Annotated in this window: 4 protein-coding genes; 3 read left to right on the forward strand and 1 reads right to left on the reverse strand. The window is 71.5% G+C overall.

The features are described from left to right. From ACOJSF_RS13455 to radA, 3 genes are all read left to right on the forward strand, one after another. Positions 1 to 546, forward strand: a 546-nt coding sequence (locus ACOJSF_RS13455; RefSeq protein ID WP_420142706.1) for a sensor histidine kinase, incomplete at its 5' end; no start/stop codon positions are given. Further along, complete coding sequence (locus tag ACOJSF_RS13460) at positions 543 to 890, forward strand: response regulator (protein WP_420142707.1); 348 nt, start codon at positions 543 to 545, stop codon at positions 888 to 890. The genes ACOJSF_RS13455 and ACOJSF_RS13460, both read left to right, overlap by 4 nt. A 91-nt stretch (positions 891 to 981) precedes the next feature. Beyond that, positions 982 to 2,352, forward strand: coding sequence for a DNA repair protein RadA (gene radA / locus ACOJSF_RS13465; RefSeq protein ID WP_420142708.1), 1,371 nt, complete (start codon positions 982 to 984; stop codon positions 2,350 to 2,352). 13 nt (positions 2,353 to 2,365) lie between these two features. Here the strand turns inward: radA and ACOJSF_RS13470 are convergent, their stop codons facing one another. Next, complete coding sequence (locus tag ACOJSF_RS13470) at positions 2,366 to 2,833, reverse strand: PilZ domain-containing protein (protein ID WP_420142709.1); 468 nt, start codon at positions 2,831 to 2,833, stop codon at positions 2,366 to 2,368. Between the last annotated feature and the right edge of the window lie 162 nt (positions 2,834 to 2,995).

Below are 2,995 nucleotides of genomic sequence, written 5' to 3' on the forward strand. Positions count from 1 at the left end.
CTGGCGATGACGCAGGCGATCGCGATGCAGACGTTCCGCGACGGCGGCGATATCGCGCAGGCGCGCGAGCGCTTCGCCGCGCGAATGGTGGCGCTGGGGCAGGCGACCGATCTGCTGACGGGCGACCGCTGGACCGGCGCGTCGCTGCGCGGCGTCGTCGAGCAGGCGGTAAAACCCGGCTGCCCCGAAGATCGCTGCACGATCCGCGGGCCGGATGCGGAAATCACGCCCAAGACCGCGCTCGCGCTCACGCTCGCGGTGCATGAGCTGGGCACCAACGCCACCAAATATGGCGCCTGGTCGGGCGAGACGGGCACGGTGACGGTCAGCTGGGACGTGATCGAACGCGACGAGCCGCGGCTCGTGCTCGAATGGCGCGAGAGCGGAGGCCCGCCTTGCGCCCCGCCCCGCCGTCGCGGGTTCGGATCGCGGCTGATCGAGCGCGGGCTGGCGGGCGAGATGCGCGCGGAGGTCACGCTCGACTTCGCGCCGACGGGGCTCGTCTGCCGGATCGACGCGCCGCTCGACGGGAAGCGCGGCACATGACGCTGCGCATCCTGATCGTCGAGGACGAGATGACCATCGCCTTCATGCTGGAGGACATGGTGTCCGAGATGGGGCATGAGGTCGTCGAGGTCGCGATGCGGCTGCCCGATGCGCTGTCGGCGGCACGGACCGCCGCGATTGACCTCGCCATCCTCGACATCAACCTCGACGGGCGGCCTTCGTTCGAAGTGGCCGACGTTCTGCGCGCGCGGGGCGTGCCGTTCTTCTTTTCGACGGGCTACGGCAGCGCCGGCCTCGATCGCGATCACGCGGACGCGCAGGTGCTGAAGAAGCCGTTCCAGCAGCGCGATCTGGCTGGCGCGATCGACCGCGCGCTCGGCTGAGCCGCCCCGCGCCTGTCCTGCGCGCAGCCGGCAATTGCGGCAGCCGTCGCGCCGCGCTATGTTCCCGCTTCGTTCAAGTCAGGGGAGCAGGATGGCCAAGCCGCAACGCCGTTTCGTATGCCAGCTGTGCGGCTCGGTCGCGAGCAAATGGCAGGGGCAGTGCGTCGATTGCGGCGAGTGGAACACGCTGGTCGAGGAGACCGGCGGGGTTGTGACCCCGTTCGCGGCGAAGCACGACCTGCGCACCGGTGGCCGCGCCTTCGCGCTCGCCGGACTCGACAGTGACGTGGCGCTGCCCGACCGGCTGGTGACGGGCATCGCCGAGCTCGATCGCGCGCTCGGCGGCGGGCTGGTGGCGGGGTCGGCGACGTTGATCGGCGGCGATCCGGGCATCGGCAAATCGACCCTGCTGCTGCAGGCGGCGGCAAAGCTGGCGGGCGCGGGCGCGCGCGTCGCCTATATTTCGGGCGAGGAGGCGGCCGATCAGGTACGGCTGCGCGCGCGGCGGATGGGGCTGGGCGGCGCGCCGGTGCAGCTGGCCACGGCGACCTCGGTACGCGACATCCTGACCACGCTCGACACGGGCGCGCCGCCGGCCCTGCTCGTGATCGATTCGATCCAGACGATGCATTCGGACCTGATCGAAGGCGCGCCTGGCACGGTCAGCCAGGTGCGCGCATCCGCGCAGGAGCTGATCCGCTATGCCAAGGATCGCGGCACCGCGCTGATCCTGGTGGGCCACGTCACCAAGGACGGGACGATCGCGGGCCCCCGCGTGCTGGAGCATATGGTCGACACGGTGCTGAGCTTCGAAGGCGAGCGCAGTCACCAGTATCGCATCCTGCGCGCGGTGAAGAACCGCTTTGGCGGCACCGACGAGATCGGGGTGTTTGCCATGGCCGAACAGGGATTGACCGAGGTCGCGAACCCATCCGCCCTGTTCCTGACCGACCGCGACGAGGGCATTGCCGGCGCGACCGTGTTTCCGGCGATCGAGGGCACGCGGCCCGTGCTGGTCGAGATCCAGGCGCTGGTGGTGCGGCTGGCGAGCGGGGCGACCCCGCGCCGCGCGGTGGTCGGCTGGGACAGCGGGCGGCTGGCGATGATCCTGGCGGTGCTGGAGGCGCGCTGCGGCCTGAGCTTTTCGACCTGCGAGGTCTATCTGAACGTGTCGGGCGGCTATCGCATCACCGATCCGGGCGCGGACCTGGCGGTCGCGGCCGCGCTCGTCTCGGCGCTGGCCGAGCGGCCGGTGCCGGCAAACGCGGTCGCGTTCGGCGAAGTGGCGCTGTCGGGCGAGGTGCGCGGGGTGGCGCATGCCGCCCTGCGCCTGAAGGAGGCCGCCAAGCTGGGGTTCGGACGCGCGCTGGTCCCCGCTTCGTCGCGCGAGCCCGCGAGCGGCATGCGCCCGAGCGGCTTTGCGACACTCGGCGCGCTGGTGGATCACATGCTCGGGCGCTGAGGCCCGGGCGCGATCAGATCAGGTACAGCCAGCCCATCACGCCGAGCCCGATCATGCCGAGCATGACCAGCACGGCGTCGATGGGGACGCGCCAGAAGCTGTGCTGCTGATACAGTTCGCGCAGGTCCGCGCCGCCCTGCCCCGCCGCCGGCGCCGCCGCACGCTGGCCGAGCCGGATCACGGGCGCATTGGAGAAAGCGCGTTCCGCCGCTTCCGGCCCGATCGGCGCATCGAACGCACAGCCGTAGCGATCGCCGTCACGGCGCGCGACGAACGCGCGCGTGGCGCCCGCGCCGGCCAGGCCGATGCTGATTTCCTGACCGATCGAAAGCTGCGCCGGCGTGACGATCTGGACGCCCGTCGCCGACACGTCGAGCACCATCACGTCGATCGGGCCCGACCCGCTGGTGCGGATCGTGCTCACGGCACGGGTGGTGCGGCGCCGGGCACGCCGCGATTCGTTGTGCGTCGTCGAAGGCACGCATCTCTCTCCGCAGTCGATCCAAGCATAAAGACCGACTGGTTGAAAGAGTCTGAAGGTCAGGCCGCCCCGACACGGCGACGGCCGCGCGCCGCCGACCCCGCGCGCCAGGCCCAGCGCCGCACCCCCCCAGCCCCCCCCCCGCCGCCACCGAGCACCCCC

The sequence above is a fragment of the Sphingomonas sp. genome, assembly GCF_048594985.1.
Classification (GTDB): domain Bacteria; phylum Pseudomonadota; class Alphaproteobacteria; order Sphingomonadales; family Sphingomonadaceae; genus Sphingomonas_I.

Bases quoted from the DNA above. Each gene is read 5' to 3' on its own strand.
- ACOJSF_RS13460 (WP_420142707.1), top strand. From the start codon at position 543: ATGACGCTGCGCATCCTGATCGTCGAGGACGAGATGACCATCGCCTTC.
- radA (WP_420142708.1), top strand. From the start codon at position 982: ATGGCCAAGCCGCAACGCCGTTTCGTATGCCAGCTGTGCGGCTCGGTC.